This is a genomic window from Frigoribacterium sp. VKM Ac-2859 (assembly GCF_013204925.1).
Taxonomy (GTDB): Bacteria; Actinomycetota; Actinomycetes; order Actinomycetales; family Microbacteriaceae; genus Frigoribacterium.
Window position 1 is genome coordinate 658,883 of sequence record NZ_JABMLC010000002.1, and the last position, 25,785, is coordinate 684,667.

The window sequence follows — 25,785 nt, forward strand, 5'->3', positions numbered from 1 at the left end:
GCGCTACTTCTTGCCCTGGTTCGCGACGGCGGCGGCACCGGCGGCGGCGGCCTCGGGGTCGAGGTAGCGGGCCGGGCCGGTGGGCACGAAGTCGTCGTCGAGCTCGTAGACGAGCGGGATGCCCGTGGGGATGTTCAGCTCGGCGATCTCGTCGTCGCCGATGCCGTCGAGGTGCTTCACCAGTGCGCGCAGCGAGTTGCCGTGTGCGACGACGAGGGTGACGTCACCGGCGGCCAGGCTCTCGGTGATGTCGCTGTGCCAGTAGGGCAGCATGCGCTCGATGACGAGGGCGAGGGATTCGGTGCGCGGCGCGTCGATGCCGAGTTCGGCATAGCGCTTGTCGTGCGCCTGCGAGAACTCGCTGTCGTCGTCGAGCGGGGGCGGCGGCACGTCGAACGAGCGACGCCAGGTCTGGAACTGCTCGGGCCCGTACTGCTCGAGCGTCTGGGCCTTGTCCTTGCCCTGCAGGGCGCCGTAGTGGCGTTCGTTGAGTCGCCACGACCGCTTGACGTCGATCCAGAGTCGGTCGGCCTCTTCGAGCGCGATGTCGGCGGTCTGGATCGCCCGGGTCAGGCGCGACGTGTAGAGGATGTCGGGCAGCAGGTCGGCCTCGCGCAGCAGCTCGCCGGCCCGCTTGGCCTCGGCGCGGCCCTGCTCGGTGAGCCGCACGTCGACCCATCCGGTGAAGAGGTTCTTCGCGTTCCATTCGCTGTTGCCGTGACGCAGGAGGATGAGGGTCGAAGTCATGCCGCCAGCGTATCGCGACGGCCCGATGGCAGACTTGGCTCATGCCCATCGGTTCCGTCACGCGAGGGACGACCGGCACCAACCGCCTGCGCCGCGTCGATCGCTGGATCGCCGCGCACCCGTCGTTCCGGCGGGCGGACGACCCGCTCGTCGTCGACCTGGGGTACGGGGCGAGCGCGACGACTCCTCTCGAACTGCACCAGCGCCTCCTGAAGGTGCGAGACGACGTCGAGGTCGTGGGCATCGAGATCGAGCCCGAGCGCGTCCGGCTGGCGAGCCTCTCGGCGCGGCCGGGCGTGAGCTTCCGGCGGGGCGGCTTCGAGGTGCCGCTCGACGGCGACCGGCGACCCGCGGTGATCCGGGCGTTCAACGTGCTCCGGCAGTACGACGAGTCGCAGGTCGCCGACGCCTGGGCGTTGATGACCGGCCGGCTGCAGCCCGGAGGCGTCCTCGTCGAGGGCACCTGCAACGAGGTGGGGCGGGTCGCGAGCTGGATCGACGTGACCCCCGAGGGGCCCACGACGTTCACGATCTCGCTGCGCCTGGCCGGGCTCGAGCTGCCCTCGATCGTGGCCGAACGGCTGCCCAAGGCCCTGATCCACCGCAACGTGCCGGGTGAGCGCGTGCACGACCTGCTCGTCGACCTCGACCGGCAGTGGGCGGTGGCGGCCCCGCTCTCGGTCTACGGGCCGGTCCAACGGTGGCTCGCGACGGTGCAGGGGCTCCGCGACATGGGCTGGCCGGTGCTCGGCGGGCGGTCCCGCTGGCGGCTCGGCGAGCTCTCGCTGCCCTGGGCCGCCATCACGCCTCGCGACTGAGCCGGGGCGAGCCCGGTCGGGGCGAGCCCGGTCGGGCGGGCCGGGGCGGGCCGAGGCAGGTCGCGGCGGGTCTGCTCAGACGTGGGCGAGTCGGCCTCGGGCCTCGTCGTGGTCCAGGCCGGTGGCCATGAGCAGGTCGACGAGCAGCGGGCGCAGCATCAGCACGACCATCGCCTCGGTCACGGGTGCCCCGGGCAGCACGACCGTGGGATCGAGTCGACGGGCGACGGCCGACAGGGCCTCACGGGCGACGGGCCGCTGCTCGACGTCGTGCACCGACCGGCCCAGCACGGCGACCGCGCGCGAGGTCGACTCGAGGAGGTCGGCCAGCGCCGACCGGTCGACGCCGTCGCCGAGCTGCGTGTCGAGCCGTCGCGCCACCACGCGCAGGTTGCGCACGGCGAGGTCGACGTAGCGCCGGACCGTCGCCTGCTGCCGCAGGTCGGGCAACCGGGAGCGGAGGAACGGTGACAGTCGCGCGATCGACTCGGCGGACTCGAGGGTGGACGACCAGTCGTCGAGCACCGGCTGGGTCGACCGCAGCCGCTCCAGGGCGTCGTCGGCCCGCGGGGCGTCGTCGGTGCGGAGGGCGCCGACGAGCGCCGCGAAGGCCCGGTCGAGCTCGTCGAACAGGCGCCGGGCGTCGTGGCGGGCCAGGCCGACCGGGTCGCGCGGCACGATCGCCGTGACGAGCAACGCCACCGCTCCCCCGACCGCGCCGTCGATGCTGCGGACGAACGCCCCTCCGTCGGGGTCGGGCAACAGCATGACGAGCATCGACTGGGTCGCGGCGGCCGCGGCGAAGGCGCTGCTCGACGAGAAGAACCGGGCGACGAGGAGCGTCACGAACAGCACCAGGGCGATCTGCCACAGCCCCTTGCCCACCACCATGAGCAGCACCTCGCTGAGCGCGATGCCGATGAGCACGCCGACCGCGTTCTCGAGCACCCGACGCGGACGGGCGTCACGGGCCAGGCCGAGTGACGAGATCGTGACGGTCACGGCCAGCAGGGGGATCGCGTGCCCGAGTCCGTAGTGCGTGATGGCGTAGGCCCCCGCCACGGCGAGCACGATCTGGACGATCGCCGGACCGGACGCGATCGTCCGCGCCGTCGCGTCGCGCACGTCGAAGGACGAGGAGGCGCGGTGCCAGCCGCGTCGCAGCCCGCCGCCGCGCGTCGGCCCGGTCACGACCGGGCCCGGGTGCACCGCGTCACCAGGCCGTCAGCGGCGGACGGCGCCGAGGCGCGGCAACCGGGGAACGCCTGCGGCGGCACCGGCCGAGGCGGGCACGACGATCTCTTGCGCAGCGGCGATCATCAGGTCGTCGACGACGACGGCCAGCGGTGCGGCCTCGTCGGTGCCGCGCTTGACGAGTGCGAGGGCCACCGGGCCCAGCTCGTGGTGCAGGGCGACGCTCGTGACGTGCCCGACCGACTTGGGTGCGGTCGCCTCGGGATCGGACACCGCGCCTCCTGCGGTGGCGGCTGCGTCGGGGGCACCGCCGGCGACCGGGGCCAGCACGACCTCGGCACCGCGCTGGGGCAGCACGCCGTCGCTGCCGTCGAGGTGGAGCATGACGAGCCGACGCGGCGGGTGACCGATGTTGTGCACCTTGGCGACGGTCTCTTGCCCGCGGTAGCAACCCTTGGTGAGGTGGACGGCGCTGCGCATCCAGTCGAGCTCGTGCGGGATGGTCCGCTCGTCGACCTCGGTCGAGAGCCGGGGACGCCAGGCCTCGATGCGCAGGGCCTCGAGGGCGAGGGTGCCCGCGACGGCGAGCCGGTCGGCCGGCGACGAGGCGAGGGCGTCGAGGTCGGAGCGCCGGACGAGGCTCTCGCGGTAGGTCCAGTCGTGACCCGGGTGACGGTCGGAGTCGGCGTAGCTGTGACCGCCGGCCGCGACCTCGTGCCAGGGGTCGACCCACACGAGCGCCGTGTCGTGTGACGTCAGGACCGGGACGATCGGAGCAGAGCCGTCGGGGCCGTCGGAGCCGTCGGGGCCGTCGGGGCCGTCGAGCAGGTCGTGCATCGAGCCGATCGTCGCGACGTCGGCCGTGCGGTCGGCGACCTCGACGCGCAGCATGAAGCGCATCCGGTCGAGCCAGGTGCCGAGCGGTTCGACCTCGGCGCGGTCGACGAGCAGCCAGGTGGTCTCGCCGTCGTCGAGGACGCGGGCGGCGTGCTCGAGGCGGCCGTTGGCGTCGAGCAGCAGGGTCTCGGTCGAGACGCCCGGCGCGAGACCGACCAGGGCCTGGCTCGTCAGCGAGTTGAGCCAGCTGAGCCGGTCCGGCCCCGTGACGGTCAGCACGCCACGGTCGGAGAGGTCGACGATCGCCGCTCCCCGGGCGAGCAGTCGCTGTTCGCCGAGCGGATTGCCGTAGTGGGACGCCACGCCCGAGCCGTCGTCGACGAAGCCGTCGCGCGACGAGAAGGGCGAGACCACGGGGCCCGTGGTGTCGGGGGACGCGTCGCCGACGTCAGTCAACGCGCGCCAGCTGCCCGGATGCGTGCGAGCGCAGTTCTTGCCCGAGGGCCGCGATGTCCCAGGCCCAGAAGAGCTTGCCCTCGACGAGGCCGTACATGCGGGTGGCCGCCGAGTACTCCTTCGCGTTGCTCGACCGGACGACGGCGTCGGTCGCGAGGTCGATCCGCGGCCCCTTGACCCGTCCGAGGTAGAGCTCGTTCACGCCGGTCGGGTGGGCGATCTGCACCTCGAGGCCGAAGCCGTCGTCGGGCGTGCGGAGGATCTCGACCGCCCGGGCCGACGTGAAGGGCTGGACTCCGACGCCGGGCAGCATGCCCGGGCCGCGGTCACCCGGCTCGGCCGGACGTTCGAGCCGCCAGTAGCCCGTCTCGCTCGTCAGTGGCGTGTGCTCGTCGTCGAGCAGCCAGGTGAACGAGCTGTAGTTGAGGAACGGCAGGCCGTCGTGGCTGAAGCTGATGCGCTGCCCGAACTCGTGGGTGCGACGCTCGGTGCCCGGTTCGGAGTCGGGGTCGCCCTCGCCGATCTTGTAGTCGACGACGCCGGTGCCCTGCCAGACGCCGATCAACCACGAGAGGGGGACGAGCTCGGACGGCAGGTCGGTGGGGATGTCGATCATGGAGCGGTCAGCGCTGACCCTTGAACAACTTGAGCAGGACGACGACCGAGACGAAGCCGATGGCGAGGGTGGCGAGGCCGAGGAGCCCGATGTAGAACACCTCGAGTGCGAGCAGGGAATCCATGCCGTCGAGCCTACCCGGCGACCGCGGACGTGCCCAGCCCTTCGGGGCGACCGTTCAGACGAGCCGGGGGTCGGGCGTTCAGACGAGTGCGAAGACGCCCGTCACGACGGCCAGGATCACCAGGCTGCCGCAGGTGCTGAGCATCGTGCGTGAGACCAGGCCGTCCTTCTGGCTCGTGGCGAGCTGCAGCACGAAGGTGAGGACGATGGCCCCGCCGAGGGCCAGGACGACGTGGTCCCAGTACTCGGAGGCGGGCGACCGCAGGCCGATCAGCACGGCCACGACGAGCGTGGCGGCCCAGACCGGGACGACCGTGATCGGCTTCAGCCGTGCCGTCGTCGCGTCGACGTCTCGTTCGCCTGTCTGCACCGTTCGTCCCTCGTTCGTGTCCGCCGTTCTGCCGACCTGCCCTAGCATCGGATGGTCGGAGTGGCGGGGTCTCATGTTTTAGACTGCTCGACAGTACATTCACTGGAGGTCGTGTGGCGCAGCTCTTGGTACTGACGTCTGCGGGCGGCCCCGAGGTCCTGCCGTCTCTCGCCCTGCTCAGCCACCGTACCCGGCAGATCCCGGCCGAACCCGCGCAACTGGTGAACGCCCCCTCGAGCGACCTGATCTTCGTCGACGCCCGCGTCGACCTCGCCAGCGCCAAGTCGCTCTGCAAGATCCTGCGGACCACGGGCGTCACGGTGCCGCTCGTCCTGGTGCTCACCGAGGGCGGACTGACCGCCGTCAACAGCGAGTGGGGCGTCGACGACGTCATCCTCGAGACGGCCGGCCCCGCCGAGATCGACGCCCGCATCCGACTGGTCACCGGTCGTCTCGCGCAGTCGCAGAACGGCTCGAAGATCCACGCCTCCGGTGTCGTCATCGACGAGGCCAGCTACTCGGCGAAGGTGCACGGTCGCCCCCTCGACCTCACCTTCAAAGAGTTCGAGCTGCTGCGCTTCTTCGCCACGCATCCCTCCCGCGTCTTCACCCGTGAACAGCTGCTCAGCGAGGTCTGGGGCTACGACTACTTCGGCGGCACGCGCACGGTCGACGTGCACGTCCGACGACTCCGGGCCAAGCTCGGCGACCTCGAGTCGTTGATCGGCACGGTGCGCAACGTGGGCTACCGGTTCAACGTCTACGACGACGACGCCCAGGCGGTCGTCTCGTGAGCACGGTGTCGCGGTGACCGACGCCGCCGACGCGACCGGCGCCTCCTTCGTGCCCACGCTCGCCCGAGCGGCCACCACGGCCGACGGCAGCCCGCCGTTCTCCGACCAGACCCTGGTCGACGTCCGGTCGGGCGTCGCGACCGTCGTCGGCGACGCGCACGCCGCGGCGGTGCTGCGCGACGGCGAGGCCGAGCTCGTCGTGCATCCCGACGACCGCCGACAGGGTCGCGGTGCGGAGTTGCTGCAACGACTCGTCGACGAGACAGAGGGCCCGCTGCTGTTCTGGGCACACGGGGACCACCCCGGCTCCCGCGTGCTCGCCGCGCGCTTCGGCCTCGCCGAGACCCGTCGCCTGCTGCAACAGCGTGCCGACGTCCCCGCCGAACCCCGTGCGCCCCGCCTCCACGACGCCGACCGGGTCGCCTCGTTCCGGCCGGGAGTCGACGACGAGGCCTGGCTCGACCTCAACGCCCGCGCGTTCGCCGACCACCCCGAGCAGGGCTCGCTCGTCCAGGCGGACCTCGACGCCCGGCAGGCCGAGTCGTGGTTCGACGCCGACGACTTCCTCCTGCTCTGGCGCGGCGACGACCTGCTGGCCTTCTGCTGGCTGAAGCTCGACGAGGGTCAGCCGGGGGAGTTCTACGCGGTCGGCGTCTCGCCGGACCACCAGGGCGAACGACTCGGAGGCGCGGTGGTCGACGCCGGGTTCGCGCGCCTCGCCGAGCGCGGTGCCGGCACCGCGGCGCTGTACGTCGAAGGGGACAACACCGCCGCCCTCCGGCTCTACGCGGCCCGCGGGTTCACGGACCACGCCGTCGACGTGCAGTACACCCTCACCCGCTGAACCCCGCCCGGGCACGGCCCGTCCTCGGGGGGTGCGGGCCCCTCCGGTCCACCGATATGCTGCGGATCGGATGACAGCGATCGAGGGGGCATCATGACCGATCAGACCAGACCGGACGGCGACCAGGGGCACGACGAGCCGCAGCACGACGGGGCACCGGCCGGGGGCCACGAGCAGCCCGCCGCGTTCCCGTACCAGGGACTGCCGTACGGGCAGCAGCCCGAGGGGAACCCGCACCAGGCGACCGGCTACGGGGACCAGCTCTACGGCTCCTCGCCGCAGCAGGGCGACCAGGGACAGCCGCAGGGGGCGTACCAGCAGCCGTACGACGCCTCGGGCCAGCCGACCTCGCAGTTCGCGTACGCGCAGGCTCCGACTCCCCCGGCACCGAGGACGCCCGAAGAGGCCGCACGACGTCGACGACTGCTGATCGGCCTGATCGGTGGCGCAGCCCTGCTGCTCGTGCTGGTCGTGGCGGGTGCCGTGACGTTCGCCACGATGAGCGCCTCCCACCGGCCCGAGGCGACCGTCCGCGACTACCTCGGCGCGGTCCAGGCCGGTGAGGTCGAACGCGCCCTCGCGCTCGACGGCACCGAGGTCGCCGACGGCGACGTGCTGCTGACCGACGACGCCTACGCCGCGGCCGGCGACCGGGTCGACGGGTTCCAGGTGGGTGCCGTCTCGACCGACGGAGACGACGCGCAGGTCGAGACCGTCGTGCGCCGCGGCGACGGGTCGACCCACGCCCAGGAGTTCACTCTCGTGCGCGACGGGCGCGATCTCCTCTTCTTCGACCGATGGGCGCTCCAGCCGGTCGACCTCGGCACGGTCTCGGTGCAGGTCGCCGGACCGGCATCGGCGGAGATCGCCGTCGACGGCACTCCCGTGACCCGGGGGTCCGACGGATCGGTGAGCCTCAAGGCCTTCCCCGGCAGCTACGAGGTCGCCCTCGCCGCCGAGAACGAGTCGTACTCGGCGACCGCCGCCACCGCCGTGGTCGAAGGCGCCGACGCCATCGCCCAACCGACCCTGCTCACGACCGCGCTCACGCCCGCCGGCACCGAGGCGGCGACCGCGGCCGTCGACGCCTGGGTGGCGGGCTGCATCGCCTCGACCGACCTGCGTCCGGAGGGCTGCAGCTTCGGCCTGTACGACACGGAGTCCGGTCGGTACACGCTGTCCGGCCAGAAGTGGACACTCGAGTCCGCGCCGCAGTTCACCGTCGGTGACTGGCAGGACGGCGGGTGGACGGTGAGCACCACGACTCCGGGCTCGGCCTCCTTCACCGCCCAGGGCGTCGATGCTGCGGGAAACAGCGGCGTCTACGGCTCGCTCGCCCCCGTGCCGGTGCGGGTGGGCGGCCTCATCAGCGACGTGACCGCCGACGGCGCCACGTTCACCTCGAGCGTCGCCACGCCGCTCACCTGACCCAAGGGGTACAGCCGGGGTACAGAAGCGGGGCGGCGACGCCTACTCCTGGGGTCCGAGCCGACCTGCCACCGCACTCCCAGCACCGGGGAGTGGATTGAGGCACCGCGCAAGGCACGCATCCCATCGTCAGGAGAACAACATGAACCCCGTCAAGTTCCTTTCCGATCTCGGCCTCCAGAGCAAGCACGCCTACTGGGGCGGGTTCGCCTCGATCGTGATCGCCCTCGTGGCCTGGATCGCCTCGCAGGGCAAGGACTCGTCCGACAAGGCCCAGTCCGACCGTTGGGGCATCTTCATCGGCCACTGGGCGCCGACCTTCTTCGCCCTGGGCCTCGCCCTGAAGAACGAAGAGAAGTAACCGCAGGTCCTCCACTGCGACGACGCCCCCGCCCACCCGGCGGGGGCGTCGTCGTCCCCTCGACCGCTCCTCCCCCGCGCCGGGGTGTCCACACGTCATCTCGCGTTTACCCGGGACGACGCTGCGAGGCGGTCGGGGGTGGCACGATGGTGCGATGGACAGCAGCGAACCCCGCGTCGACGGCGCCGGCGTCACCCCCGACTTCCTCGACGACTTCGACGAGATCGTCAGCTTCGAGGACGGCACCCTGCCCGCCGAGCGCTACCTCGACCGCGAGCTGAGCTGGCTCGCGTTCAACCAGCGCGTGCTCGAGCTCGCAGAAGACCCGACCACGCCGCTGCTCGAACGGGCCAACTTCCTGGCGATCTTCGCGAGCAACCTCGACGAGTTCTTCATGGTGCGGGTCGCCGGCCTCAAGCGCCGCATCGCGACGGGCCTCGCCGTGCCGACCAACGTGGGGCGCGGGCCGAACGAGGTGCTGGCCGACATCAACCGGAAGGCCCACGAGCTGCAAGAACGCCACGCCCGGGCGTTCCTCGACCTCGTCAAGCCCGACCTCGACGACGCGGGCATCCACATCGAGAACTGGTCCGACCTCGAAGAGGCCGACCGGGTCCGCATGCGCGAGATCTTCGCCGAGCAGATCTTCCCGGTCCTCATGCCGCTGGCCGTCGATCCGGCCCACCCCTTCCCCTACATCTCGGGGCTGTCCCTGAACCTGTCCATCCGCGTCCGCAACCCCAAGACGATGCGACAGGAGTTCGCGCGCCTCAAGGTGCCGCAGATGCTGCCGCGCTTCGTGCAGCTGCCCGACAACGACAGCGGGCGCGTGCGATTCATCCCCCTCGAGGACTTGATCGCCAACCACCTGCAAGACCTCTTCCCCGGCATGGAGGTCGTCGAGCACCACGTGTTCCGCGTCACCCGCAACGAGGACGTCGAGGTCGACGAGGACGAGTCGGAGAACCTCATCCAGGCCCTCGAGCGCGAGTTGCTGCGCCGCCGGTTCGGTCCGCCGATCCGCCTCGAGATCACCGACGACATGGACCCGGTCACGCTCGAGCTGCTCGTGCGCGAACTCGACGTGACCGATCAAGAGGTCTACAAGCTGCCGGCCCCGCTCGACCTGGCCGGCCTGTTCGAGATCACCAAGATGCCGCGGGCCGACCTCAAGTACCCCAAGCACCTGCCGACCACCGCCGTGCAGCTGCAGCAGACCGAGCCGAACATGAAGCCCGACATGTTCGCGAGCATCGCCCGGCAGGACATCCTCGTGCACCACCCGTACGAGTCGTTCGCGACCAGCGTGCAGGCGTTCCTCGAACAGGCCGCGGCCGACCCCAACGTGCTGGCCATCAAGCAGACGCTCTACCGCACCAGCGGCGACAGCCCGATCATCGAGGCGCTCATCGACGCCGCCGAGGCGGGCAAGCAGGTCCTCGCGCTGGTCGAGGTCAAGGCGCGGTTCGACGAACAGAACAACATCACCTGGGCCCGCAAGCTCGAGAAGGCCGGCGTGCACGTCGTCTACGGCCTCGTCGGGCTCAAGACCCATTGCAAGCTCGCCCTGGTCATCCGCCAGGAGAAGGGCACGCTCAAGCACTACACGCACATCGGAACGGGCAACTACAACCCGAAGACCAGCCGCATCTACGAAGACATGGGGCTCTTCACCGCCGACGACCAGGTCGGGAAAGACCTGACGCGCCTGTTCAACGAGCTGTCGGGCTACGCGATCGAGAAGAAGTTCAAGCGGCTGCTCGTGGCTCCCCGCTACCTCCGCCGAGGTCTGCTCAAGCAGATCCAGAACGAGATCGAGAACGCCCAGGCCGGCCGACCCGCCGGCATCCGCATCAAGATCAACTCCATCGTCGACGAGCAGATCATCGACGCCCTCTACAAGGCGAGCCAGGCGGGGGTGCCCGTCGACGTCTGGGTGCGCGGCATCTGCACCATCAAGCCGGGCGAGCCGGGCCTGAGCGAGAACATCCGGGTGCGGTCGATCCTCGGGCGGTACCTCGAGCACAGCCGTCTGTTCTGGTTCCTCAACGACGGCGACCCGCAGGTCTTCATCGGGAGCGCCGACATGATGCACCGCAACCTCGACCGTCGCGTCGAGGCCCTGGTGCGCCTGACGCAGGCCGACCACCTCGCCGAGGTCGCCGACCTGTTCGAGCAGGCGATGTCGGACGAGACCGCCTCGTGGTGGCTCGAGGCCGACGGCACCTGGACCCGCCACGCGCGTGACGCCGACGGCCGCTCGCTGACCGATCTGCAGAACGCCCAGATGAAGGCCATCACGCAGCGGAAGCGCTCCAAGCGATGACCATCACCTCGACGACGGTCGTCGCCGCGGGTGCCGTCTGCTGGCGCCTCGTCGACGGCAAGGTCCGGGTGCTGCTGATCCACCGCGACCACCACGGCGACGTCTCGCTGCCGAAGGGCAAGGTCGACCCGGGCGAGGCGACGCCGCAGACGGCCGTGCGCGAGATCCACGAAGAGACGGGCTACCGGGTGACGCTGGGCGCCCCGCTCGGCACGGCCGAGTACCTGCTGCCCGGCGGTCGCGACAAGGTGGTGCACTACTGGTCCGCCGAGGTCACCGACGAGTCCTTCGCCGCGGCCGGGACGTTCACGCCCAACCACGAGGTCGCGGCCATCGAGTGGGTCGGCATCGAGAAGGCGAAGGCCATGCTGACCTACGCCCGCGACGCCGACGTGCTGCAGCGCTTCGCCGACCGGGTGGCGACGGGCACGGCCCGCACCTTCCCGATCGTGGCCCTGCGCCACGCCAAGACGACCTCGCCGTCCGACTGGCACGGCTCGGACGCCACGCGCCCCCTGCTGCCCCAGGGCCGCCGCCAGGCGAGGTCGGTCGCCCCCGTCATCGCCGCCTGGGCCCCCACCCGCATCGTCAGCAGCACGGCGGCGCGGTGCCTGGCCACCCTCGAGCCCCTCTCCGAGCTGACCCGGGTCGGCGTCAAGCAGACCGACGCGATCAGCCAGGACGCCTTCGAGCAGGGCACGGACGACGTCGCCGGCGTCGTCAAGAAACGCCTCAAGAAGAAGGCCGCGGCCGTCATCTGCAGCCACGGCCCGGTGCTGCCCGAGGTCATCCGCCAGATCTCGCTGGGCACCAAGGGGGGCGACCGCATCGACCTGCGCCGTGCCTCGTCGCTCGGCACGGCCGAGTTCACGGTGCTGCACGTCTCGGTCGACGACACGGCGCTCGTCGCGATCGAGACGCACGGCCCGGCCGCCTGACCCGCGCCTCCTCGGCTCCTCGCGACGCCGAGACGGTCGACCCCCGCCCGCACCGGGCGGGGGTCGACCGCCGTCCGGACGCGCCTGTCCGGGCCGATGTTCCCCCCTCGTTCACCTTCCGTTCACCGGGGCAGGCGACCGTGGTTAACCCGTCGCCGTAGCGTCTCGCACGGGTCGGCACCTGGCCCACAGCACCCAGCCATCACATCCCGAAAAGGACCCCCCTGTGAACTTCAAGCGCACCGGCAGCATCGTCGCGATCGCCGTGGTCGGAACCATGCTCCTCGCGTCCTGCGCCAGCAACGAAGGCGGCGCCACGCCTTCGGGCGGCGCATCGTCCAGCGACGTCTCCGGCTCCATCAAGGGCGTCGGCGCCTCGTCGCAGCAGGCCGCCCAGGAGGCCTGGGTCGCGGCCTTCCAGACCGCCAACCCCGACGCCAACATCGGCTACGAGCCCTCCGGCTCGGGCAGCGGCCGCGAGAGCTTCATCTCGGGTGCCGCGGACTTCGCCGGTTCCGACCGCGCGTTCAAGACCGACGAGATCTCGTCGAGCACCTTCGCCGGCTGCACGCCCGACACCGGCATCGTCGAGCTGCCCGCCTACGTCTCGCCCATCGCGGTCGTCTTCAACCTCGACGGCGTCGACGAGCTCAACCTGACGCCCGCCACCCTCGCCGGCATCTTCAGCGGCAAGATCACCACCTGGGACGCCTCCGAGATCAAGGCCGACAACCCCGACGCCGACCTGCCCAGCACGGGCATCACCGCCGTCCACCGTTCGGACGACTCGGGCACCACCGAGAACTTCACCGACTACCTGCACGCCACGGCCGGCGACACCTGGACCGAAGAGGCCGACGGCACCTGGCCGACCGCGTTCGGCGGCGAGGGCGCCTCGGGCACCACCGGCGTGATCGACGCCGTCACCAACGGCACCGGCACCATCGGCTACGCCGACGCCTCGCGCGCCGGTGACCTCGGAACCGTCAAGGTCAAGGTCGGCGACGACTTCGTCGGCTACTCGGCCGAGGCCGCTGCCGCCATCGTCGACGAGTCGCCCGAAGAAGAAGGCCGCACCGAGGGCGACATCGCCATCGCGCTCGACCGGACCTCGACCGCATCCGGCGTGTACCCGATCGTCCTGGTCAGCTACCTCGTCGCCTGCGAGTCCTACGAGGACGCCGCCAAGGGCGAGCTCGTGAAGGCGTACCTCTCGTACGTCACCAGCGAAGAAGGCCAGAAGGCCGCGGCCGACGCCGCCGGTTCGGCCCCGATCTCGAGCACCCTCTCGGGTCAGGTCGCCGACGCCATCGCACTGATCAAGTAACACCGCACCACCTCGGGGGCCCGGGAACGCACCGCGTGCGTTCCCGGGCCGTCGGCCTGACAGGCACCACCAGCACCTGCACCACCAGCACACCCGCACCCGTTCGCCCCCGATCCCCACCCGAGCCTCCGGAGGACCCCGTCCGATGACCGCCCCCGCCACGACCTCGGCCCCCGCCGTCGTCCCGAAGCCCAAGCGACGTCCCGCCGACCGGATCTTCTCGGGCAGCACCGTCGTCGCGGGTGGTCTCATCCTCGCGATCCTGGCCGCCGTCGCCCTCTTCCTCGTCGTGCAGAGCATCCCGGCACTCACCGCCGCCCCGGGCGAGGTCTCGCTCTCGGGCTACCCCGGCACCTTCTGGCAGTACGTCGGCCCCTTGGCCTTCGGCACCGTCTACGCCGCCGCGCTGGCCCTTCTGATGGCCCTGCCGGTCGCCATCGGCATCGCGCTCTTCATCTCGCACTACGCTCCCCGCAAGCTCGCCCAGGGCCTCGGCTACGTCATCGACCTCCTGGCCGCAGTGCCTTCGGTCGTCTTCGGCCTGTGGGGCAGCATCGTGCTCGCCCCGGCGATCCAGCCGTTCTACGACTGGCTCGTGAACACCTTCGGCTGGTTCCCGCTCTTCGCCGGCCCCGTCTCGGGCACCGGGCGCACGCTGCTGACCGCCTCGATCGTGCTCGCCGTGATGATCCTCCCGATCATCACCGCCCTCAGCCGCGAGGTCTTCCTGCAGACGCCCGTGCTGCACGAGGAGGCCGCCCTGGCCCTCGGCGCCACCCGGTGGGAGATGATCCAGATCGCCGTGCTGCCCTTCGGCCGGCCCGGCATCATCTCGTCGGCCATGCTGGGGCTCGGACGCGCGCTCGGCGAGACCATGGCCGTCGCCCTGGTGCTGTCACCCGCCCTCGTGATCAACCCCGCGATCCTCACGTCGACGAACTCGTCGACGATCGCGGCCAACATCGCCCTGAGGTTCCCCGAGGCACACGACATCGGGATCAACACCCTCATCGCGACGGGCCTCGTGCTCTTCGTCATCACCCTGATCGTCAACTCGATCGCCCGCTACGTCATCAACCGCCGCAAGGCCTTCTCGGGAGCGAACTGATGGCCACCACCACCGCCGGCGTGCGCCGGTCCACCCGCACGGTCAACGCCCTCACGACGGGGCGCCTGCCCAAGGCCGCGCCCCTCGTCATCCTGCTCGGCAGCTGGGTCGTCATGGGCGTCGTCTTCGCCCTCCTGAACGCAGCCGACGTCACCGAGACCTTCAACTGGGTCGGAGCGATCGTCCTCGGGACCGTGCTCTACGCCGCGCTCGTGTTCGTCGTCGCGATGCAGGTCGAGGGCATCCGCCGGGCGAAGGACCGCGTCGTCACCACCCTCGTGAGCGCCGCGTTCATCATCGCGCTCGTGCCGCTGGTGTCGTTGCTCATCACCGTCGTGACGTCCGGGACGAACCGGTTCGACGCCGACTTCTTCTCCATGTCGATGCGCAACATCGTCGGCGCCGGCGGCGGCGGGCTGCACGCCGTCACGGGCACCCTGCTGATCACCGCCCTCGCCGCGGTGATCTCCGTGCCGATCGGACTGCTCACGGCCATCTACCTGGTCGAGTACGGCCAGGGCCGCCTGGCCCGCTCCATCACGTTCTTCGTCGACGTCATGACGGGCATCCCGTCGATCGTCGCCGGCCTGTTCGCCTACGCCTTGTTCGTCATCTTCTTCGGTGCGGGCGTCCGCATGGGCGCGGCCGGTTCGGTCGCCCTGGCCGTGCTGATGATCCCGGTCGTCGTGCGCAGCACCGAAGAGATGCTCAAGCTGGTGCCGAACGAGCTGCGCGAGGCGTCGTACGCCCTCGGCGTGCCGAAGTGGCTGACCATCCTGAAGGTGGTCATCCCCACGTCGGTGGCCGGCATCACGACGGGCGTCATGCTCGCCATCGCCCGCGTCGTCGGCGAAACGGCTCCGCTGCTGATCACCGCCGGGTTCACGGCGAACATGAACTACAACCTGTTCGGCGGAGCCATGCAGTCGCTTCCGGTCTTCGCCTACAGCTCGTACGTCAGCCAGGGCACCGACGCCGCCGCGTTCATCGACAGAGCCTGGACCTCGGCCCTCACCCTCATCCTCCTGGTGATGGCGTTGAACCTGCTGGCCCGCGTGATCGCCCGCGTCTTCGCCCCCAAGCTCGGCCGCTGACCCGGCCGCCCCGACCCACACCCCGTCCCGGCTCCCGCCCGGCTCCCACCCCGAAGGAATCACCGTGTCCAAGCGCATCGAGGTCAACGACCTCAACGTCTACTACAGCAAGTTCAAGGCTGTCGAAGACGTCAACATCACCATCGAGCCCCGCACGGTCACCGCGTTCATCGGCCCGTCCGGCTGTGGCAAGTCGACCTTCCTGCGCACGCTGAACCGCATGCACGAGGTCATCCCCGGTGCCTACGTCGAGGGCGAGGTGCTGATCGACGGCAACGACCTCTACAGCCCCGGCGTCGACCCCGTCCTGGTCCGTCGACAGGTCGGCATGGTGTTCCAGCGCCCCAACCCGTTCCCGACGATGAGCATCCGCGACAACGTGCTCGCGGGCGTCAAGCTCAACAACCGTCGCATGTCGAAGAGCGACCAGGACGGCCTCGTCGAGTCGTCGCTGCAGGGCGCGAACCTCTGGAACGAGGTCAAGGACCGCCTCGACAAGCCCGGCTCGGGCCTCTCGGGTGGTCAGCAGCAGCGCCTCTGCATCGCGCGCGCCATCGCGGTCTCCCCCGACGTCGTGCTGATGGACGAGCCCTGCTCGGCCCTCGACCCGATCTCGACGCTCGCCATCGAGGACCTCATCGAGGAGCTCAAGCAGCAGTACACGATCGTCATCGTGACCCACAACATGCAGCAGGCCAGCCGCGTCAGCGACAAGACCGCGTTCTTCAACATCGCGGGCACCGGCAAGCCCGGCAAGCTCATCGAGTACGACGACACCGCGAAGATGTTCTCGAACCCGAGCGTGCAGGCCACGGAAGACTACGTGTCGGGACGCTTCGGCTGATCGGAGCCGCGCCTCCTCGGGGTGAGGCGCACCCACCCGCGGCGTGTCCGTGAGGGGCACACGAGAAGAGGCGGTCCACCACGTGGTGGACCGCCTCTTCTGGCGTGGCGACGGGTCAGGCGCTGGGGATGGCGACGACCGGGTCGCTGGTCGGCGAGGACGAGCCTCCCGCCGGCTCGACCGTGATGCCGATCGTGTCGCCCGCGTTCATCTCACCCTTGAGTAGGTGCGTGGCCGGAGCGCTCGACGAGGCGTCGAAGGTCCCCGCGGGGACGGCACCGTCATCGTTGATGTACCAGAGCTCGTAGGTCTGGTCGCCGGGCAACGAGGTCATCCCGTCGACGACGACGGCCGAGCGACCGAGCTCGTCCGACCAGATGAGCGTCGCCTTGCCGCCGGTGCTGACGTCAGCCACCGAGCGCTGGAAGTCGCTCGCGGCGTAGATCTCGTCGATGCCCGAGGCCTGCTGTTCTTGCTGCTGGCCGGACTGACCGAGGCCCTCGACGAGGGCTCCACCGCCGAAGAAGAGCGCGGCGGCCGCGGCGGCCGCCCCAAGGACGGCGACGGGGCGCGTGAACCAACGACGGTGCGCGGCGCCGGTCGGCGTGAGGACGCGGGCGCCCTCGGTTTCGCTCGGCTCCATCTCGGGGGCGGGGGTGCGCTCAACGCGACGTGCGTGGTCGTCGTCACCCGCGCCTCCTGCGGTCGTCGCGATGTCGTGGTCTGCCGTGGGGCTCGTCGGGGCCGCCGTCGCCGTGAGCGGCGCGAGCTGCGGCGTCGACGCGATGAGGTCGAGCACGCTTGCGCGGAGCCCGGCCGACGGGGTGACGGGCCGGGCCGCGTGAGCGAGCAACAATGCGGTCTCTCTCAATTCGGCCACCTCCGTCCTGGTGTCGTCGTGCTGGTCTGATGTGTCGTCGAGGAGTGCCTCGAACGCGTGTCGTTCGTCGTCGCTCAGTGCGTTGAGCACGTAGGCGCCGGACAGGTTGTCGGTGTCGGTTCTCGTGGTGCCCGCGTCGTCCGCGTGGCGGCCGTGCGTGGGCTCGTCGTGGTCGGTCACGAAGCCACCCCCATCTCGTCGCGCAGACGGATCATGCCGTCGCGCAGTCTGGTCTTGACCGTGCCGATCGGCACGTCCAACAGTTTCGCGACCTCGCTGTGGCTGAGGCCGCCGTAGTAGGCGAGCTTCACCGCCTGCCGTTGCAGTTCGGTGAGGCGTCCGAGGGCCCGCTCGACCCGCTCGTGCTCGATGCGGATCTCGACGGACTCGGTGACCGAGTCGAAGTCGGTCTCGAGGTCGCGCACGCCGATCTTGAGGTCGCGGTCGCGACCGGCCTGGGAGGCGCGGATGCGGTCGACGGCTCGTCGGTGCGCCATCGTGAGCATCCAGCTGGCGGCGCTGCCCCGGGTGGAGTCGAAGCGCGTGGCGTTCTGCCAGATCTCGAGGAAGACCTCTTGGGCCACCTCTTCGGACTGGGCGTGGTCTTTCAGGAGGCGCTTGATCAGACCCAGCACGCGGGGCGCCGTCTGGTCGTACAGCTCGGCGAAAGCGGCCTGATCACCCTGCGCGACCCGCGGCAACAACATGTCGGGGGTCGACGGAGCAGGCCCGCTCTCGGGTGTCTCTGTCTCTCGGGTCACGAGTTCGAGCATGTCAGGGTTCACCTCCGGTCGCACTGTTCGTCGGGTCGTGGGTCACGATCCGGGGCGGATCGTGATGTGGTGCGGTGTTCGTGGTGCGGTGTGTTCGTGGTGCGGTGTGTTCGTGGTGCGGACGGGACTCCCTGCGATGCGTCCGTCTGGGATGGCGTTCAGGCCCGGTGCATCGCAGGGAGACCAGCCCGCCGACGCCCGAAACTAAGGGAGGACGGGTGTCGGCGGGGGATCGTGGACCCCTCACGTCAATGATTCGGCACGGGGGGCCCGCCGGATTGGGTGAACATCCCGGCGCGCTCGTGTCGCCCGGCCGGACCCCGGGTGTCGAACCCGACAGGGGCGGACCGACAGCCGTGGACGAGCCGACGGGTTCGCCCCGATGCGTCGCCCACCGTGATCCAGCGGTCCCCCGACGCCGTCGCCTGCTCGCGACGTTCCCACATCGACGAGCCGAGGAGGCGCGGTGCCGGAGGGAAGGAGGCCGACGGTCGGTCGTCACGTCGGCTCTCGACCGAGGACCCACCTCGGGAGGAAGAGGCGCCGGACCGCAGAAACGCCTCTCGGCGCGAGGCCGCTCGAAGCGGCTAAATTTGGAGCCCGGGGTTACTGCGGCCCGACGGAGAAGACTTTACCCGCCTCGGGCCGAGCGGTCCGCCGAGTTCGCGTCGTGCGAACGCGAGGCGGGTCCGCGCGTGTCGAGTCCAGGGGGTCGGCGGTCGGCGGTCGGCTGTCGGTGCTCGGCCGTCCAGCCCTCCTCAGCGCGGCGCAGGCCCGCCCGCGCGGTGCTGGCCGCGGCGTTCAGTCGAGGCTGTCGTCGCGCCACAGGTGGGCGCAGGCGACGAGGTCGACCCCGAGCTCGCTGAAGCGCAGGGCGCGACGGGTGAGTTCGCCCGCGCGGTCGGACCCGACGGCGTCTTGGTCGTCGGCGACCGAGGTGGCGCCGGCGGCGGCGAGGCGGCAGAACGCGGCACCCCGCTCGAGGGCGATGGCGAAGTCGCCGACGAAGACCCCGCGGAGGATCAGGTCGGCGAGTTCGAGGATCTCTTCCGGGCTGGCCGGAGCCGGCGCACCCGCGACGACCGGGTCGATCGTGGTGGCGACCTCGACCCCGCGCTCGAAGAGCTGGGTGACCTCGACCGGGTTCTGCCGGATGACGGCCCGCACGAGGTAGATGCGCCAGAGGGCGCCCGGCAGGCTGTGGGGACTGGCCCGGGCCCAGAGCTCGGCGACCGCGTCGATGCCGTGCTGGTCGGTGAAGGTGACGAGCCGGTCGAGGATCTCGGGGCTCGGGTCGTGCTTGACGCGCGCGACGAGGGCCGAGGCCGACTCGTGGGCGACGCGGTTCATCGTCGCGGGGTCGTCTCCGCCCTGGAAGGCTTCGAACTCGGACCCCGAGAACTGGGTGGGGCGGTGGAATGGTCTCGGCACCGGACCCACGATAGGCGCGACCACCGACACCGAGCCGGGCGTTCGCCCACGGCACCACCGCCTGCACCGGGCGCACCCGTCGACGCCCGTCGACACCGAGGAGGCGCGGGTCGGCCTGGCGGCCAGGAGGCGCGGCATCCCGTAAAGTGGACGCGCACGGGCCTCTAGCTCAGTTGGTAGAGCATCGGACTTTTAATCCGCGGGTCGTGGGTTCGAGCCCCACGGGGCCCACCTGTACGCGTCGCGTCGCCGACATCGCTCCGACGTCGTCGTCGCGTTCACGGACGGCCGTCTTCCGACCAGGAAGGTGGGGCCGACGTCGCACCCGCATGCGGCGGCCCCACCACGAGAGACCGAACCCGAATCCTGTCCCCCGATTTCAGGTGGGTCCCACCCACCTGGCATGGGCAGAACATACGCCTTGTCCGCCTCCGCGTCTCGACGAGTCTGTTGAGGGCGAGAGAAAGCGCCCCTCCGGTTCGGGCCGGGAGGGGCGCTCGGCCTCCTCGCGACACATGTCGGGCAAGCCGACGCGGTCGTTACGGGGTACGCCAGGGTTACGGGACCCTGGGGAGACAGCAGTCGACGTTACGCGCCCGGCATCGTGCCGGTCTCAGGTTCGCGTTTTCTGGACATTGACCCTCGAGCGAGTCGCGACGAACCGCCACGTCATCGTCATGAGCCGGACGCCCGGTACCGCACGCCCCACGTGCCCGTCCACGTCTCGCCCGGCTCGAGCCAGCGCAGACCCTCGCCCGAGGCCAGCGCGTTGGCCGGTGCCGTCATCGGTTCGGCGGCGACGGCCAGCCCCTCGACCCCGTCCCGGGGGAAGTTTCGGGGCGTGAACACCTGCACGTACTCGAACGACGGGTCTTGCCAAAGTTCGGTCGCCGAGCCGTCGGGGGCCGTGAAGGTCGTCGTGCGGATGCCGTCGGCGTCGGGCTCGACGTCGCGGTAACCCGTGTCGAGGTCGAGGTCGCCCAGGCGAGGGCCCTGCGAGAGGTCGAACGCGGTGCCGGCCACCGGCACCGTGCCGACCGGGATGCTCGCCTCGTCGGTCTCGTACCGCGTCGAGGCCGCCAGCGTGACGGTTAGCGTCGCCGGATCGTGGTCGCCCACACGGAAGAACGGGTGCGACCCGACGGCGAACGGGGCCCGGTCCGGGCCGACGTTCGTGATGGTGTGCGTCACGACCATGCCGTCCGGGACGAGCTTGTGCCGCACGCTCGTGTCGAGCTCGAACGGATAGCCGTGCTGGGGGAACACCGTCGCTCCGAGCGTCACGGCGTGGGGCTCGCGGTCGACCACCTGGTAGGCCGTGTAGCGCAGCAGCCCGTGGCTGGCGTTGCCCTTGGACGGCTCGGTCAGGTCGAGCTGCTGCTCACGGCCGTCGAGCGTCCATCGGCCGCGCGCGACCCGGTTCGGCCAGGGCACGAGGGTGATGCCGCAGGCGGACGGCGGCACCTCGTCGGCACCGAAGGTCTCGGTGAGGGCGATGCCGTCGACGGCCAGCGCGCGGATGCCCGCCGCCACCTGCGTGACCACACCCGTGACGCGGTGCCCGTCGTGCTCCAGGGCGAGGTCGTACTGTTCTCCGGTCGGGCTGCTCGTCGTCATCGTTCCAGTCTCGCTCTCGGGTGTCGGTGGCGTCCGGGATCGCTCGAGGCCCCGCGACGGGGGCCGGGGCTCAGGGACGCGAGGGGGCAGGGTCGCGAGGAGGCGCGTCGACCTCGCCCGCGCCTCCTGCGGTGACGACGGCGAGGCCGGCTCGACGCAGCTCGGCGACGGGCGCCTCGTCGGCCCCCGCCGTGATGAGCGCCTCGAAGGTGTCGAGCGGACCGATGACGCCGAGGTGGGCCTCGCCGAGCTTGCTGCCGTCGGCGACGATGTACGACCGGCGGGCGGTCTGGGTCATGAGGCGCTTGAGGTCGGTCTCGGGCAGGTTGACGTTCGTCACCCCGTGCAGGGCGTGGACGCCGGTGCAGCCGATGAACGCCAGGTCGGCCGTGACGCTCGCGAACACGCTCGTCGCCAGCGGGTTGACCAGAGAGTGCTGCAACGGCCGCAGGGTGCCGCCGGACACGATGACCGTGAACCGGGGCACGGCCTGCTCGAGCGCCAGCGCGATGGTGAGGCCGTTCGTCACGACCACGACGCCCTCGAGGTCGTGCCGTTCGAGCAGGGCCAGAGCGATCTGGGTGGTGGTCGTGCCGACGTCGAGCACGACGCAGTCGCCCGACCGCACGAGCGACGCGGCCTCGACCCCGATGGCCCGCTTGGCCTCGGTCGAGACCGAGCTCTCTTCTTCGAACGGTCGCTCGGCCGGGCGGTCGACGGACAGCGCCCCGCCGTGCACGCGCGAGAGGAGGCCGTCGGCCGCCAGGCTCTCGAGGTCGGTGCGGATCGTCACCTCGGACAGCCGGAACTCGCGCGCCAGCTCGGCCGTGCGGACGAAGCCGCGACGCCCGACGAGGTCGGCGATGCGGTCGCGGCGCCGCTCGCCCGGCAGCGCCGCGGGCTGCGGCACCGGGGGCGGGGTCGAGTTGCCGTTCACCCGGCTAGTTTCGTATGCTTTCACGTACTTTCGCAACTGCAAATCGTGGTCGCGAGTGCCCCGAACTGAAGGAGGCGCGATGTCGTCCATCACGAAACGCGCGACGGTCCTGTCCGACGGTCGCGAACTCATCTACTTCGACGACGCCGACACCACGCTCACGGCGGAGCGCCGCGTCGACGCGCGCACGCTCGATCCACGGCCCGACACGGCGACCATGCGACAGGACGTCCTCACCGGCGAGTGGGTCTCGATCGCCGCGTCGCGGCAGAACCGCGTGTTCCTGCCCCCGGCCGAGCTCGACCCGTTGGCGCCGGCCAGCGAGACCAACCCGTCCGAGATCCCCGACGTCTACGACGTCGCCGTGTTCGAGAACCGCTCGCCGTCGTTCGGGCCGCTGCTCGAGAGCGACGACGCTCCCGAGGGCCTCGACGACCTGACCCGCATCGGCCTCGAACGCACCCTGCGCAGCGTCGGCCGGTGCGAGGTCGTCTGCTTCAGCCCCGAGACCCACGGGTCGTTCGCCGACCTGAGCGAGTCACGCGCCCGCACCGTGGTCGAGGCCTGGGCCGACCGCACGGCCGCCCTGTCGGCGCTGCCCGGCATCCAGCAGGTGTTCCCCTTCGAGAACCGCGGCCAGGCCATCGGCGTCACCCTGCACCACCCGCACGGTCAGATCTACGCCTACCCCTACGTCACGCCGCGCACCACGCGGCTACTCGACAGCATCGAGACCTACGGGCCGACCCTCTTCGCCGACCTGCTCGACCGCGAACGCTCCGGCCCCCGCGTCGTCCTCGCAGGCGAGCACTTCACGGCGTTCGTCCCGTTCGCCGCGCGATGGCCCATCGAGATCCACCTGCTGCCGCACCGTCACGCCCCCGACTTCGCGGCGCTGACCGACGACGAACGCGACGAGCTCGCGGTCATGTACCGGCGCCTCCTGCGCGGTGTCGACGGCCTGTACGACGACCCGACGCCCTACATCGCCGCCTGGCACCAGGCCCCGGTCGGCGTCGGACGCGACACCGTGCGCCTGATGCTGCAGATCACCTCGCCTCGCCGGGCCGAGAGCAAGTTGAAGTTCCTGGCAGGCTCCGAGGCGGCGATGGGAGCCTGGGTGGGCGACCTCGTCCCCGAGGTGCAGGCCGACCGAATCCGAGAGGCGATCGAGCGATCATGACCGACACCACCACTCCCCAGGGCTTCCGCGAGGTCTTCGACACCGAGGTCGCCGGACGCTGGTCCGCCCCGGGCCGCGTGAACCTCATCGGCGAGCACACCGACTACAACGACGGCTTCGTGCTGCCCTTCGCCATCGACCGACGCACCACCGTCACCGTCGGTCGGCGCGACGACCGCCTGCTGCGCGTGGCGTCGTCGTTCGAGGGCGGCGTGCACGAGGTGTCGCTCGACGACCTCGACCCGGCATCGATGTCGGGTTGGTCGGCGTACGCCCTCGGCATCGCCTGGGCGTTGTCGGTCGCACACGACCGCGCCGACTCACCCTCGTTCGCGGCCGCCGGGGGCGACCTGTCGACCATCGACCTGTCCGGCGTCCCCGGCCTCGACCTGTTCGTCGAGTCCGAGGTGCCGGTCGGCGCAGGGCTCTCGTCGTCCGCGGCGCTCGAGTGCTCGGTGGCCGTGGCCTTCGCCGAGCTCTGGTCGCTGGACGTCAACCGCTCGGCCCTGGCCGCGGTCGGGCAACTCGCCGAGAACGAGGTCGTCGGCGCACCGACGGGCATCATGGACCAGTCCGCGTCGCTGCTGGGTGAGGCCGACTCGGGCGTGTTCCTCGACTGCCGCAGCCTCGACGCCGACGTCGTCGACCTCGGCTTCGCCGCCGCCGGCCTCGAGGTGCTCGTCGTCGACACGCACGTCGAGCACGCCCACGCCACCGGCGGCTACGTCGAGCGTCGCGCGTCGTGCGAGAAGGGTGCCGCCGCCCTCGGCGTCGACTCCCTGCGCGACCTCGACGCCGACGACCTCGTTCGGGCCGAAGAGCTGCTCGACGACGAGACCTTCCGTCGCGTCCGTCACGTCGTCACCGAGAACCAGCGCGTGCTCGACACCGTCCGCACGCTGCGCACCGACGGCCCGCAGGCGATCGGCCATCTGCTCGACGCCTCGCACGTGTCGATGCGCGACGACTTCGAGATCTCGGTCCCCGAGTTGGACCTCGCCGTCGCCACCGCCCAGGCGACCGGTGCCGTGGGTGCCCGCATGACGGGTGGCGGTTTCGGCGGGTCGGCCATCGCGCTCGTCCCCACCGAGGCCCGCGCCGACGTCGAAGCCGCGATCGTCGCCGCCTTCGCCGAGGCCGGCTACACGGCTCCGACCGTCTTCACGGTGCACGCCGCCGAGGGCGCCCGCCGCGACGCCTGACGCCGGGCTGCCCTGAGACGGGTACGGCACCGAGGCGTGGGTGCTGCGCCACGAGATGGGCACAGCACCACGAGTTGAGCATCGCGCCACGAGTTGGGCATCGCACCACGAGATGGGCACAGCACCAGGGGAAAACCTGGCGCGGTGCCCATCTTCTGGCGTGGTGGGAGCGGCGGCAGTGCTCCCCGCCACGAGATAAATACGCCGCCACGTCATTGCGTGGCGGCGTGTCGAGTTCGTGGCGGGATGCCGGCACGACCTCGACTCAGCACCACGGGACGGCCAGCGCACCACGAGGTGGGCACAGCACCACGAGATGAGCACAGCGCCAGGGGAAAACCTGGCGCTGTGCTCATCTCCGGGCGTGGTGGGAGCGGCGGCAGTGCTCCCCGCCACGAGATGAATACGCCGCCACGTCATTGCGTGGCGGCGTGTCGAATTCGTGGCGGGATGCCGGCACGACCCCGACTCAGCACCACGGGACGGCCAGCGCACCACGAGATGGGCACAGCACCACGAGATGGGCACAGCACCAGGGGAAAACCTGGCGCTGTGCTCATCTCCGGGCGTGGTGCGGGCAGCGGCAGCACGCCCGGCAGGCCCCGGCGTCAGGGACGCTCGGCGGCCTCGACCACGTTCTTCAGCAGCATGGCCCGGGTCATCGGCCCGACCCCACCCGGCACGGGCGACTGGAAGCCCGCGACCGCGGCGACGGCCGGGTCGACGTCTCCGCGCAGCTTGTACTTGCCCGTCTCCTCGTTCAGCACGCGGGTGATGCCCACGTCGATCACGGCGGCCCCGGGCTTCACCCAGTCCGGCTTGACCAGCCCCGCGACGCCCGCGGCGGCCACGACGATGTCGGCCCGGCGCACCTCGGCGGCGACGTCGACCGTCCGGGAGTGCGTCAGCGTCGCCGTCGCCTCGAGGCGGGTCAACAGCAACCCGAGCGGCCGCCCGACCGTCAGCCCCTGGCCGATGATCGTGACGTGCGTCCCCGCGATCGGGATGTCGTAGGCGTGCAGCATCTCGACGATGCCGCGCGGCGTGCAGGGCAGGGGCGTGTCGATCGACCCCTTGCCGCCGGGCACGGCCAGCACGAGCTCGCCGAGGTTGACCGGGTGCAGGCCGTCGGCGTCCTTGGCCGGGTCCATGAGCTCGAGCATCGCCGTCGGGTCGATGCCGGCGGGCAACGGCAACTGGATGATGAACGCCGTGACCGCGGGGTCGGCGTTCATCGTCTCGATCGCCCGACGGATCTCGTCCTCGGTCGCCGTGTCGGGCAGATCGATGCGGATCGACTCGATGCCGACCTCGGCGCAGTCACGGTGCTTGCCCGCGACGTAGGACAGCGAACCGGGGTTCGCCCCGACCAGGATCGTCCCGAGTCCCGGCGCGATGCCCCGGGCCTTGAGGGCGTCCACCCGGAGGCGCAGGTCGTCCTTGACCGCGGCGGCCAGAGCCGTGCCGTCGATCTTCACAGCGGACGAGTCGTCGCCGGGGACGAAACGGGCACGCTCGACGCCCACCGCACCCCGTG

24 protein-coding genes and 1 tRNA gene are annotated in these 25,785 nt (G+C 71.0%); 14 read left to right on the forward strand and 11 right to left on the reverse strand.

Annotation, left to right across the window (positions count from 1 at the left end):
* Positions 1-3 precede the first annotated feature (3 nt).
* Positions 4-747, reverse strand: a complete 744-nt coding sequence (locus HQQ78_RS10960; RefSeq protein WP_159827656.1) for a phosphoglyceromutase — start codon at positions 745-747, stop codon at positions 4-6.
* A gap of 41 nt (positions 748-788) precedes the next feature.
* Between HQQ78_RS10960 and HQQ78_RS10965 the strand changes: the two genes are divergently transcribed.
* Entirely contained in the window at positions 789-1,565 is a 777-nt protein-coding gene (locus HQQ78_RS10965) for a class I SAM-dependent methyltransferase (RefSeq protein WP_173153191.1), read from the forward strand.
* A 75-nt stretch (positions 1,566-1,640) separates the two neighbouring features.
* On the opposite strand, the gene HQQ78_RS10970 is transcribed toward HQQ78_RS10965, so the two are convergent.
* The 4 genes from HQQ78_RS10970 to HQQ78_RS10985 all read right to left on the reverse strand — a co-directional run bounded on the left by HQQ78_RS10970 (position 1,641) and on the right by HQQ78_RS10985 (position 5,161).
* Entirely contained in the window at positions 1,641-2,756 is a 1,116-nt protein-coding gene (locus tag HQQ78_RS10970) for an aromatic acid exporter family protein (protein ID WP_173153194.1), read from the reverse strand.
* Positions 2,757-2,789: 33 nt separating this feature from the next.
* Positions 2,790-4,010 (reverse strand): folate-binding protein YgfZ, encoded by a 1,221-nt coding sequence (locus tag HQQ78_RS10975; RefSeq protein ID WP_173154817.1) that lies wholly within the window; start codon positions 4,008-4,010, stop codon positions 2,790-2,792.
* A gap of 34 nt (positions 4,011-4,044) precedes the next feature.
* The gene (locus HQQ78_RS10980) at positions 4,045-4,668 is read right to left on the reverse strand and encodes an FABP family protein (RefSeq protein ID WP_043597230.1); all 624 of its coding nucleotides are present in this window, start codon (positions 4,666-4,668) and stop codon (positions 4,045-4,047) included.
* Positions 4,669-4,870: 202 nt separating this feature from the next.
* Positions 4,871-5,161, reverse strand: coding sequence for a hypothetical protein (locus HQQ78_RS10985; RefSeq protein WP_056043223.1), 291 nt, complete (start codon positions 5,159-5,161; stop codon positions 4,871-4,873).
* A 113-nt stretch (positions 5,162-5,274) separates the two neighbouring features.
* On the opposite strand from HQQ78_RS10985, the gene HQQ78_RS10990 reads away from it, so the two are divergent.
* From HQQ78_RS10990 to pstB, 10 genes are all read left to right on the forward strand, one after another.
* Positions 5,275-5,955: a winged helix-turn-helix domain-containing protein gene (locus HQQ78_RS10990; RefSeq protein WP_056043227.1), complete on the forward strand. Its 681-nt coding sequence runs from the start codon at positions 5,275-5,277 to the stop codon at positions 5,953-5,955.
* Between the two features lie 13 nt (positions 5,956-5,968).
* On the forward strand, positions 5,969-6,799 hold the full coding sequence (gene mshD / locus HQQ78_RS10995; protein WP_173153197.1) for a mycothiol synthase: 831 nt from the start codon (positions 5,969-5,971) through the stop codon (positions 6,797-6,799).
* A 93-nt stretch (positions 6,800-6,892) separates the two neighbouring features.
* A complete protein-coding gene (locus HQQ78_RS11000; RefSeq protein ID WP_173153200.1) occupies positions 6,893-8,227 on the forward strand; it encodes a hypothetical protein in 1,335 nt (444 codons plus the stop codon).
* Between the two features lie 142 nt (positions 8,228-8,369).
* The gene (locus HQQ78_RS11005; RefSeq protein WP_054146872.1) at positions 8,370-8,588 is read left to right on the forward strand and encodes a hypothetical protein; all 219 of its coding nucleotides are present in this window, start codon (positions 8,370-8,372) and stop codon (positions 8,586-8,588) included.
* Positions 8,589-8,742: 154 nt separating this feature from the next.
* Positions 8,743-10,914, forward strand: coding sequence for an RNA degradosome polyphosphate kinase (locus tag HQQ78_RS11010; RefSeq protein WP_056043235.1), 2,172 nt, complete (start codon positions 8,743-8,745; stop codon positions 10,912-10,914).
* Positions 10,911-11,852: an NUDIX hydrolase gene (locus HQQ78_RS11015; protein WP_056043236.1), complete on the forward strand. Its 942-nt coding sequence runs from the start codon at positions 10,911-10,913 to the stop codon at positions 11,850-11,852. The genes HQQ78_RS11010 and HQQ78_RS11015 overlap by 4 nt, the downstream gene beginning before the upstream one ends.
* Before the next feature lie 226 nt (positions 11,853-12,078).
* The gene (locus HQQ78_RS11020) at positions 12,079-13,179 is read left to right on the forward strand and encodes a phosphate ABC transporter substrate-binding protein PstS (RefSeq protein ID WP_371740464.1); all 1,101 of its coding nucleotides are present in this window, start codon (positions 12,079-12,081) and stop codon (positions 13,177-13,179) included.
* Between the two features lie 145 nt (positions 13,180-13,324).
* Positions 13,325-14,287 (forward strand): phosphate ABC transporter permease subunit PstC, encoded by a 963-nt coding sequence (pstC, locus tag HQQ78_RS11025; RefSeq protein ID WP_137847466.1) that lies wholly within the window; start codon positions 13,325-13,327, stop codon positions 14,285-14,287.
* Positions 14,287-15,381: a phosphate ABC transporter permease PstA gene (pstA, locus tag HQQ78_RS11030; RefSeq protein ID WP_173153203.1), complete on the forward strand. Its 1,095-nt coding sequence runs from the start codon at positions 14,287-14,289 to the stop codon at positions 15,379-15,381. Before pstC ends, pstA begins: the two co-directional genes overlap by 1 nt.
* Positions 15,382-15,445: 64 nt before the next feature.
* Positions 15,446-16,225, forward strand: coding sequence for a phosphate ABC transporter ATP-binding protein PstB (gene pstB, locus HQQ78_RS11035; RefSeq protein ID WP_043597259.1), 780 nt, complete (start codon positions 15,446-15,448; stop codon positions 16,223-16,225).
* Positions 16,226-16,340: 115 nt separating this feature from the next.
* Here pstB and HQQ78_RS15915 read toward each other — a convergent pair whose 3' ends face one another.
* The 3 genes from HQQ78_RS15915 to HQQ78_RS11050 form a co-directional block, all read right to left on the reverse strand.
* On the reverse strand, positions 16,341-17,285 hold the full coding sequence (locus tag HQQ78_RS15915; RefSeq protein ID WP_173153206.1) for an anti-sigma factor: 945 nt from the start codon (positions 17,283-17,285) through the stop codon (positions 16,341-16,343).
* Positions 17,282-17,878 (reverse strand): sigma-70 family RNA polymerase sigma factor, encoded by a 597-nt coding sequence (locus tag HQQ78_RS11045; protein ID WP_056043251.1) that lies wholly within the window; start codon positions 17,876-17,878, stop codon positions 17,282-17,284. Before HQQ78_RS11045 ends, HQQ78_RS15915 begins: the two co-directional genes overlap by 4 nt.
* Before the next feature lie 801 nt (positions 17,879-18,679).
* Positions 18,680-19,309 carry a hypothetical protein gene (locus tag HQQ78_RS11050; RefSeq protein WP_055977451.1) on the reverse strand — a complete coding sequence of 210 codons (630 nt, stop codon included), beginning with the start codon at positions 19,307-19,309 and terminating at the stop codon, positions 18,680-18,682.
* Positions 19,310-19,467: 158 nt separating this feature from the next.
* Between HQQ78_RS11050 and HQQ78_RS11055 the strand changes: the two genes are divergently transcribed.
* A tRNA-Lys gene (locus HQQ78_RS11055) sits at positions 19,468-19,540 on the forward strand.
* A gap of 444 nt (positions 19,541-19,984) precedes the next feature.
* Here HQQ78_RS11055 and HQQ78_RS11060 read toward each other — a convergent pair.
* Together HQQ78_RS11060 and HQQ78_RS11065 are read right to left on the reverse strand one after the other, a co-directional pair.
* Entirely contained in the window at positions 19,985-20,926 is a 942-nt protein-coding gene (locus tag HQQ78_RS11060) for an aldose 1-epimerase family protein (protein ID WP_173153209.1), read from the reverse strand.
* 70 nt (positions 20,927-20,996) lie between these two features.
* A complete protein-coding gene (locus tag HQQ78_RS11065; protein WP_233568449.1) occupies positions 20,997-21,863 on the reverse strand; it encodes a DeoR/GlpR family DNA-binding transcription regulator in 867 nt (288 codons plus the stop codon).
* A 79-nt stretch (positions 21,864-21,942) separates the two neighbouring features.
* Here HQQ78_RS11065 and galT point away from each other — a divergent pair, with 79 nt between their 5' ends.
* The gene (gene galT / locus HQQ78_RS11070) at positions 21,943-23,046 is read left to right on the forward strand and encodes a galactose-1-phosphate uridylyltransferase (protein ID WP_054146884.1); all 1,104 of its coding nucleotides are present in this window, start codon (positions 21,943-21,945) and stop codon (positions 23,044-23,046) included.
* Positions 23,043-24,248 (forward strand): galactokinase, encoded by a 1,206-nt coding sequence (gene galK, locus HQQ78_RS11075; RefSeq protein ID WP_173153213.1) that lies wholly within the window; start codon positions 23,043-23,045, stop codon positions 24,246-24,248. The genes galT and galK overlap by 4 nt, the downstream gene beginning before the upstream one ends.
* A 608-nt stretch (positions 24,249-24,856) precedes the next feature.
* On the opposite strand, the gene HQQ78_RS11080 is transcribed toward galK, so the two are convergent.
* Positions 24,857-25,774 carry a bifunctional methylenetetrahydrofolate dehydrogenase/methenyltetrahydrofolate cyclohydrolase gene (locus HQQ78_RS11080; RefSeq protein ID WP_173154823.1) on the reverse strand — a complete coding sequence of 306 codons (918 nt, stop codon included), beginning with the start codon at positions 25,772-25,774 and terminating at the stop codon, positions 24,857-24,859.
* Positions 25,775-25,785: the final 11 nt, after the last annotated feature.

Coding starts and splice junctions, on each gene's coding strand:
- HQQ78_RS11060 (WP_173153209.1), bottom strand. CDS start 20,926: ATGACGACGAGCAGCCCGACCGGAGAACAGTACGACCTCGCCCTGGAG.
- galK (WP_173153213.1), top strand. CDS start 23,043: ATGACCGACACCACCACTCCCCAGGGCTTCCGCGAGGTCTTCGACACC.
- HQQ78_RS11015 (WP_056043236.1), top strand. CDS start 10,911: ATGACCATCACCTCGACGACGGTCGTCGCCGCGGGTGCCGTCTGCTGG.
- pstA (WP_173153203.1), top strand. CDS start 14,287: ATGGCCACCACCACCGCCGGCGTGCGCCGGTCCACCCGCACGGTCAAC.
- HQQ78_RS10965 (WP_173153191.1), top strand. CDS start 789: ATGCCCATCGGTTCCGTCACGCGAGGGACGACCGGCACCAACCGCCTG.
- HQQ78_RS10960 (WP_159827656.1), bottom strand. CDS start 747: ATGACTTCGACCCTCATCCTCCTGCGTCACGGCAACAGCGAATGGAAC.
- galT (WP_054146884.1), top strand. CDS start 21,943: ATGTCGTCCATCACGAAACGCGCGACGGTCCTGTCCGACGGTCGCGAA.
- HQQ78_RS11000 (WP_173153200.1), top strand. CDS start 6,893: ATGACCGATCAGACCAGACCGGACGGCGACCAGGGGCACGACGAGCCG.
- HQQ78_RS11045 (WP_056043251.1), bottom strand. CDS start 17,878: ATGCTCGAACTCGTGACCCGAGAGACAGAGACACCCGAGAGCGGGCCT.
- HQQ78_RS11005 (WP_054146872.1), top strand. CDS start 8,370: ATGAACCCCGTCAAGTTCCTTTCCGATCTCGGCCTCCAGAGCAAGCAC.
- pstC (WP_137847466.1), top strand. CDS start 13,325: ATGACCGCCCCCGCCACGACCTCGGCCCCCGCCGTCGTCCCGAAGCCC.
- HQQ78_RS11010 (WP_056043235.1), top strand. CDS start 8,743: ATGGACAGCAGCGAACCCCGCGTCGACGGCGCCGGCGTCACCCCCGAC.
- HQQ78_RS10980 (WP_043597230.1), bottom strand. CDS start 4,668: ATGATCGACATCCCCACCGACCTGCCGTCCGAGCTCGTCCCCCTCTCG.